Genomic DNA, 7,746 nt, shown 5'->3' with positions numbered 1-7,746 from the left:
CGTCGGCTTGACCTATCCCCCTGGGTGTGGCTGCCTCGAGCACTGCTCGTGACGGGACCACCCCACGCAATCTCGCAACCACCAACGCAACAGCAAGCCGCCCAACGCAACAGGCGTGCCATCCACCCACGAACGGCGCTGGAGGGGCTCCTTTGGGAGTGCCGGGGGTTCGGGGGCAGAGCCCCTGAGGGGAAGCACGCAACGCAAGCTGGCCGCCCGCAAGGTGACTACCCGCAAGGTCGCCGCCCGCAAGGCGACCACCCAGCAAGGCGACCACCCAGCAAGGTGACCACCCCACAAGACCGCGACCCACAAACCCGCAACCCACCAACAAAACAAGGGGAACGACCGAAGCAGCAAGCAAGCTGCCGCAGGCGTCCCCCCAAAAAGTGGACCCCCTGATCAACCCGACTTTACTCAGGGGGTCCGACAAGATCGTCACCCCGAGGAAAACCCCACCGAGGCGACCCAGAGCTCACCGCCGCATGAACGGCGGAACATCAACCTCGTCATCCGGGTCATCCGTAACCGGCACCGGCCGAGACGGCAAAGACCCGTTCTGCGACAACGACCGAGGCACGGACGAGAACCCGTTCCCCTGAACCGGAGAAGGCTGAGGCGGAACAGCGGTGGGCGGAGCCTGCCGAACCTCGGGCTGAGGCACGGGAGGAGGCGGCGGAGCCTGGACGACCGGCGGCGCCTGGACGACGGGCTGCGGAACCGGCTGAGGAGCCGGCGCGGCCGTGGCGGCGGCGATCGGGCCGGCACTGCGCGGAGGCGACGACAACGCCGTCGGCTCCAGCTTCTTGTGCGTGGGTCCCCCGCTGTCGAACCCGGCGGCGATCACCGTGACCCGGACCTCGTCGCCGAGGGAGTCGTCGATGACCGTACCGAAGATGATGTTCGCGTCGGGGTGCGCCGCTTCCTGGACCAGCGAAGCGGACTCGTTGATCTCGAAGAGCCCGAGGTCGGAGCCACCCGCGATCGACAGCAGCACGCCGTGCGCGCCCTCCATCGACGCTTCGAGCAGCGGCGAGTTGATGGCCTTCTGAGCCGCCTGGACCGCGCGTCCCTCACCGCGGGCCGAGCCGATGCCCATCAACGCCGAGCCCGCGCCGGACATGACCGACTTGACGTCGGCGAAGTCCAGGTTGATCAGACCGGGGGTCGTGATCAGGTCGGTGATGCCCTGGACACCGGACAGCAGCACCTCGTCCGCGGAGCGGAAGGCGTCCATGAGGCTGACACCGATGTCGCCCAGCTGCAGGAGCCGGTCGTTCGGGATGACGATGAGCGTGTCGCACTCGTTGCGCAGCGCCTGGATGCCGTCCTCGGCCTGCTTGGCGCGGCGTTTGCCCTCGAACGAGAACGGGCGCGTCACGACGCCGATGGTCAGTGCGCCGAGCTTGCGGGCGATGGAAGCGACCACCGGCGCGCCGCCGGTGCCCGTGCCGCCACCTTCACCGGCCGTCACGAAGACCATGTCGGCCCCCTTGAGGACCTCCTCGATCTCCTCCCGGTGGTCCTCGGCAGCCTTGTGCCCGACCTCCGGGTTCGCACCGGCGCCGAGGCCGCGCGTGAGCTCGCGGCCGATGTCGAGCTTGACGTCGGCATCAGACATCAGCAGGGCCTGCGCGTCGGTGTTCACCGCGATGAACTCGACACCCTTGAGCCCGACCTCGATCATGCGGTTGACGGCGTTGACGCCGCCACCACCGATGCCGACGACCTTGATCACCGCGAGGTAGTTGTGCGGGGGCGTCATCGGATCCGCCTTCCTGATCGTGGTCCGCGCTGTGGTGCTGGGTGTGATGCACCCGGATTGAGACTCTCGACCTCGGCTCGAGGTCCAGAGTTATGTCAACCCCGTATGTTCCTGCTGGACGGTAAGCACCGGCGGTGCGTCGGTCCAGCAGCCACGCCGTAGGGTCCCAACACTGTGCGCTACTACTCCCCGGTCGTGCCGTCAAGCAGTGCGCGCGGCGTCGAGCACGTCGCACCACCAGCCTAGTCGGACCCCGATTGCGGAGATCGTCTCCCCCGCACCTTCGTCACGACCACACATTTTCGGCCCCCGGACCTGCCCCGCCACCACCCGGCACCCCGGCCCCGGCCACCCCGGCGCACCGAGCCCCCGCGCACACCGAGTTCTCGATCATCCTTTGTGGACTGTTCCGTCGTCGGAGACCGGGCTTGAGTACTTCCTTCGGGTGACAACGATCAAGGCGGCTAATGCCCCGCGGCGCAGCCCGATGAACACGGCAGTCGTTCATCAACCAGGAGGCCCGTCTTGGCACCCGCACCCGCGTCCGTGCGTTCGCTCGTCGTCGAAGCGATCGTCTTGGAGCTCGTGACCAGCAGGCTCGGCAGCCTGCTCGTGCGAGCCGCGATGGCGCGGCTGAGGCCGAACGGCTGACGGGGCCCCAGGAGGAACCACCATGTGCTCCCAGCCGACTCCCCGCTCCTCGCACCGGCGCCCGCGCCGGTTCCCGACCCCGTCACGCCCGCCTGCACCGCGGCGCTGACGCTCGACCGGTAAGGACCCCGTGGACATTCCCCCACCGCAACAACCGTTGGTACAAGTCCAAGAACCGGCGCACGAACCTGCGCCATCCCGCCCGCGGACACGCGGGCTCCTGGTCGTCGTCCTCGCCGTGCTCGTGCTCGCCACCGGCGGCATCGGCTTCGGGCTGGGCCGCGCCTCGGTCGAGTGGAGCACGCCCGACACGTTCGCGATCGACGGCAGCATGACCGTCTCCGGCAACTGCGGGTCGGGCGGTTACAGCGACATGCGCGACGGCGCCCAGGTCGAGATCGTCAACCAGGACAACAAGGTGCTGGGCGTGTCCACGCTCAAGCGGGAAGACGTCAGCTGCCACTTCACCTTCACGGTGCGGGACATCCCCACCGGCGAGCGGCTCTACGGCGCCAGCACCGGCAACTCGAACCGCGGCGTCATCTGGAAGACGCAGGCGGAAGCCATGTCCGAGGGCTTCCACCTGACTCTCGGCTGACGCCTAGGACACCGTCGCCAGGTCCGGCGACGACACGTCGTACGTCGTCCCCTCCCGGGTCAGCAGCACGAGCAGCACCGCCGCCTTGCGCGGCGTGTTCTCCGAGCTGCCCCACCTGACCACGCGGTCACCGGTCAGCGTCACCAACACGTCGGCACCGGAGGTCGCCGCCACCGACACCACCTCGGGGCGCAGCTTCTCCGGCAGCTGGTTCACCACGCCCACCACGGCCTGGGTGGCCGGGTCCGCGGACGACGGCGCCGCCAGCACCAGCTCCGGCACGCCGGGCGCCGGGGTGGGCAGGACCGCGTAGTCCTTGCCGGTCGAGTCGACCAGGTGGAAGCCGTCGGGCAGCTTCACGGAGCCGACGGGGACCCGTTCGGTGACCAGCAGGCGGACCGTGCCCGGCAGCTGGCGTTCCACCTCCACGGCGGACACGCGGGGCAGGGCCGCCACGCGGTCGTGGATGCCCTGCAGGTCCAGGCGCACCAGCGGGGAGCCGGGGGCGATGGCCGCCGCCGAACGGATCTCGTCCTCCGTGAGGGCCACGGAACCGCGGACGTCCACCTGGCCGACGCCCAGCAACGGCGTGAAGAACACGCAGTAGGTCAGGCCCACCACGGACAGCAGGGTCAGGACGGCGACCAGGCGGCGGCGCAGGATGACCCTCCGCCGCGCCCGGTACTCCGCGCTCTTCGGTCTCCGGTTCGCGGAGCGCGCTCGCGTGGACCTGCCGCGAACCGGGGCGCTCATGCTTCGCTCGTCAGCGCGCTGACGATCTCGGGGCCGAGCATCGTCACGTCGCCCGCGCCCATCGTGACGACCAGGTCGCCCTCGCGGACCAGGCCCGCCACCAGGGCCGGCACGCGGTCGAACGACGGCTCGTAGTGCACCGACGCCGTGACCTGCTCGGCGATCAGGCCGCCGGTCACGCCCGGCTCCGGCTCCTCGCGCGCGCCGTACACGTCCAGCACGACCACCTCGTCCGCCAGCGACAACGCGGCGGCGAACTCCGTGGCGAACGTACGGGTGCGTGAGTACAGGTGCGGCTGGAACACGACCACGACGCGACCCGCGCCCGCGACCGGACGGGCGGCGCGCAGCTGTGCGTCGACCTCGGTCGGGTGGTGCGCGTAGTCGTCGTAGACCGACACGCCGGCGGCACGGCCCTTGAACTCGAACCGGCGCCGCACGCCGCCGAACGCGGCCAGGCCCTCGAGCATGCCCGCCTGGTCGGCGCCCAGCTCCAAGCCGGCCAGCAGAGCGGCGATCGCGTTCAACGCCATGTGCTCACCAGGCACGGCCACGCGCACCTCGACGGCGGCACCGTCGATCTCGACCGACGCCAAGCCACCGGACTCCAACGGCTTGTAGTCGACCAGGCGCGCGTCGGACGCAGTGCGGCCGTACTCGCGCACGCGGATCCCGCGCGCACGGGCCTCGGCGATCAGCCGCGCGGCACCGGGGTCGTCCGTGCACGACACGAGCACGCCGCCGGGCACGATCCGGTCCAGGAACGAGTCGAACACGGCCGTGTAGGCCTCGACGGTCCCGTGGTGGTCCAGGTGGTCCGCCTCGACGTTCGTCACGACGGCGACCGACGGCGAGAAGAACAGGAACGAGCCGTCGGACTCGTCCGCCTCCGCCACGAACACGCCACCGGTGCCCTGGTGGGCGTTGGCGCCGGACTCGTTCAGGTCACCACCGATCGCGAACGACGGGTCGACACGGCAGTGCTGCAACGCGACAGTCAGCATCGACGTGGTCGACGTCTTGCCGTGCGTTCCCGCGACACACACGACGCGGTGGTCGTCCATGAGCGCGGCCAGCGCCTCGGCGCGACGCAGCACCGTGATGCCGCGCTCGCGCGCCGCCGCGTACTCCGGGTTCGTGTCCTTGATCGCGGTCGACACCACGACCTCGGTCGGGCCGCCGACGAGCTGGTCGAGGTTCGCCGCGTCGTGCCCGACGGCGACCCGCGCGCCCTGGGCCCGCAGCGCCAGCACGGTCCGCGAGTCCTTGGCGTCCGAACCGGACACCTGCACGCCGCGCGCCAGCAGGATCCGGGCGATGCCGCTCATGCCGGCACCGCCGATGCCGACGAGGTGAACGCGTTCGAGACTCACTTCTTGATCACATCCAGGACTGTGCGGGCCAGGATCTCGTCCGCCTCGCGACGGCCGGTGCCGAGCGTCGCGGCGGACATCTGCGCCAGCCGGGTGCGGTCCGCGACCAGCGGCACGACGAGCGACGCGACCAACTCCTGCGTCAGCTCCTCGTCCGGCACCAGCAGGCCGCCACCGGCCGAGACGACCGGACCGGCGTTGAGCGCCTGCTCGCCGTTGCCGATGGGCAGCGGCACGAACACCGCGGGCAGGCCGACGGCCGACACCTCGGCGACGGTCATCGCGCCCGAACGGCACAGCACCGCGTCCGCGGCGGCGTACGCCAGGTCCATGCGCTCCAGGTACGGCACCGGCACGTACGGCGGCCGGCCAGGAACCTGTTGCACCGCAACGGTGTTCTTCGGGCCGTACGCGTGCAGCACACCGACGCCGGCACGGGCGAACTCCGCCGCGACGGGCGCCACGGCCTCGTTGATCGACCGCGCGCCCTGCGAACCGCCGAACACCAGCAGCGTCGGGGCGTGCGGGTCGAGGCCGAAGAACCGGCGCGCCTCGTCGCGCAGCGCGGCGCGGTTCAGCGTCGTGATCGACTGGCGCAGCGGGATGCCGATGATCTGCGCGTCGGTGAGGCCGGAGTCCGGCACGGCCGCCGCGACGTGCTCGGCGAACTTCGCGCCGACCTTGTTCGCGAGACCGGCCTTCGCGTTCGCCTCGTGCACCACGATCGGCACGCGGCCGCGTGCGGCCAGGTACGCCGGCAGCGCCACGTAGCCGCCGAAGCCGACGACGACGTCCGCGCCGACGCGCTCCAGCACCTCACGCGTCTGCTTCACGGCACCGCGCACGTTCAGCGGCAGCTTCAGCAGGTCGAGCGTGGGCTTGCGCGGCATCGGCACCGGCGGGATCAGCTCCAGCGGGTAGCCGCGAGCCGGAACGATCTTGTTCTCCAGGCCGCGCTCGGTGCCGAGCGCGACGACGCGCGCGTCCGGTCGCAGCCGCATGACCGCGTCGGCCAGCGCCAGTGCCGGCTCGATGTGGCCGGCGGTGCCACCACCTGCGACCACGACGCACGGACCACTGGGGGCAGGGTGCCCGGTCAAGACTTGCCTCCGGTTATTGGCTCAGGAATTTCGCATCGGTTGTCATCGCCCGCGACCGCGGGTCGACCGGCCGGGTTCGGAACGGTTCTGGTTCACCCGGCGCGTTTCGCGGCGACGGTACTCCGAGGGCGGTGCGGACCGCCCTGCCATACGACGTTCGTCGACCACGGGAAGTTGCTGCGTGCGCCGCCCCGGTGCGCGAGGGGGCGATGTCGGGCGGACCGGCTTGCGCTTGGGCGGCGGCCGGTAGGCCTCGGGCGCGGGCAGCTTGAGCAGCCCGCCGACCCGGCCGGGACCGAGCGACCGCAGCGCCGACACGGCGTCGGGCTCGTGCCGGGCGCAGTTCGCGAGGATGCCGAACACCACCATCGTCGTGACGATCGACGTGCCGCCCGAGGAGATCATCGGCAGCGTGATGCCCGTGACGGGCAGCAGCCGCACGACGTAGCCGATGTTGATCGCGGCCTGCGCGACCAGCCACACCGTCAGCGTCGCGGACACGATCCGGATCCACGGGTCGGTGTTGCGGGCGGCCACCCGCAGGCCCACCCACGCCAGGCCGCCGAACAGCACCAGCACCAGCGCGCACCCGATGAACCCGAGCTCCTCGCCGATGACCGCGAAGATGAAGTCCGACTCGACGTTGGGCAGGTACCGCCACTGCGAGCTGCCCCGCGCCAGGCCCTTGCCGAACCAGCCGCCCTCGGCGAGCGCGAACATCGCCTGCCGGGCCTGCATGCCCGCGCCCAGCGGGTCGGCGTCCGGGTCGAGGAACGACGTCACGCGCTTGAGCCGGTACGCGGCGCCGATCGCGAGCACGACGGCGCCGGCCACCGCGCCACCGGCGATCACGCCGAACAACCGCATCGGAGCGCCCACGAACCACAGCAGGCTGATCAGCACCACGCCGAGCGTGATCGTGCCGCCGAGGTCGGGCTGCAGCATGACCAGCGCGAACACCAGCATCGCGACCGGCACGACCGGCACCAGCAGGTGCCGGTACTGCGACAGCAACGCGCGCTTGGTGACCAGGACGTGCGCGCCCCACAACGCCAGCGCGAGCTTCACGGCCTCGATCGGCTGGAACGAGACGGGCCCGAGCGTGAACCACGACCGCGCGCCGCCGCGGACGTCGCCGAGGGGCGTCAGCACGAGCATCAGCAGCACCACGCCGATGCCCATCGCGGCCGTCGAGGCGTGCCGGAGCTTGCGCAGCGGGAACCGCAGCATGATCCAGAACAGCACCGCGCCGATGCAGACGTAGATCAGCTGGCGCTGGAACACGCTGTACGCGGACACGCCCGACGCGACCTGTCCCGGCGCCGACGCGGACAGCACCATCACCAGGCCGAGCACGGTGAGCATGCCGAAGATCGCGAGCAGCAGGTGGAAGTCGGCGAGCGGCCGGCCCAGCCACGAGGTCATGCCGCTGCGCAACGACGCGACGCGACCCGCTGGACGAACCTTCCGCTTGCTCCTGGGCTTGTCGGCGACGACGGTCACCAG

The 7,746-nt window shown here is 70.9% G+C and carries 7 protein-coding genes; 2 read left to right on the top strand and 5 right to left on the bottom strand.

Annotated features, from left to right (window positions below):
• Window positions 1-475: 475 nt before the first annotated feature.
• The gene (gene ftsZ, locus VF330_RS28975) at window positions 476-1,765 is read right to left on the bottom strand and encodes a cell division protein FtsZ (RefSeq protein WP_330854860.1); all 1,290 of its coding nucleotides are present in this window, start codon (window positions 1,763-1,765) and stop codon (window positions 476-478) included.
• 525 nt (window positions 1,766-2,290) lie between these two features.
• On the opposite strand from ftsZ, the gene VF330_RS28970 reads away from it, so the two are divergent.
• Entirely contained in the window at window positions 2,291-2,416 is a 126-nt protein-coding gene (locus tag VF330_RS28970) for a hypothetical protein (protein WP_330854859.1), read from the top strand.
• 238 nt (window positions 2,417-2,654) lie between these two features.
• Complete coding sequence (locus VF330_RS28965) at window positions 2,655-3,014, top strand: hypothetical protein (RefSeq protein WP_330854858.1); 360 nt, start codon at window positions 2,655-2,657, stop codon at window positions 3,012-3,014.
• 3 nt (window positions 3,015-3,017) lie between these two features.
• On the opposite strand, the gene VF330_RS28960 is transcribed toward VF330_RS28965, so the two are convergent.
• The 4 genes from VF330_RS28960 to ftsW form a co-directional block, all read right to left on the bottom strand.
• Window positions 3,018-3,767, bottom strand: a complete 750-nt coding sequence (locus tag VF330_RS28960) for a cell division protein FtsQ/DivIB (RefSeq protein ID WP_330854857.1) — start codon at window positions 3,765-3,767, stop codon at window positions 3,018-3,020.
• Window positions 3,764-5,140: a UDP-N-acetylmuramate--L-alanine ligase gene (gene murC / locus VF330_RS28955; RefSeq protein ID WP_330854856.1), complete on the bottom strand. Its 1,377-nt coding sequence runs from the start codon at window positions 5,138-5,140 to the stop codon at window positions 3,764-3,766. The genes VF330_RS28960 and murC overlap by 4 nt, the downstream gene beginning before the upstream one ends.
• Complete coding sequence (gene murG, locus VF330_RS28950) at window positions 5,137-6,204, bottom strand: undecaprenyldiphospho-muramoylpentapeptide beta-N-acetylglucosaminyltransferase (RefSeq protein WP_414675476.1); 1,068 nt, start codon at window positions 6,202-6,204, stop codon at window positions 5,137-5,139. Before murG ends, murC begins: the two co-directional genes overlap by 4 nt.
• Window positions 6,205-6,282: 78 nt before the next feature.
• On the bottom strand, window positions 6,283-7,743 hold the full coding sequence (ftsW, locus tag VF330_RS28945) for a putative lipid II flippase FtsW (protein WP_414675475.1): 1,461 nt from the start codon (window positions 7,741-7,743) through the stop codon (window positions 6,283-6,285).
• Window positions 7,744-7,746: the final 3 nt, after the last annotated feature.

The organism is Lentzea sp., from assembly GCF_036380075.1.
In the GTDB taxonomy this organism is placed as follows: domain Bacteria; phylum Actinomycetota; class Actinomycetes; order Mycobacteriales; family Pseudonocardiaceae; genus Lentzea.
The sequence above is the reverse complement of the archived record's forward strand: the minus strand, read 5'-3'. Positions and strand labels throughout refer to the sequence as shown.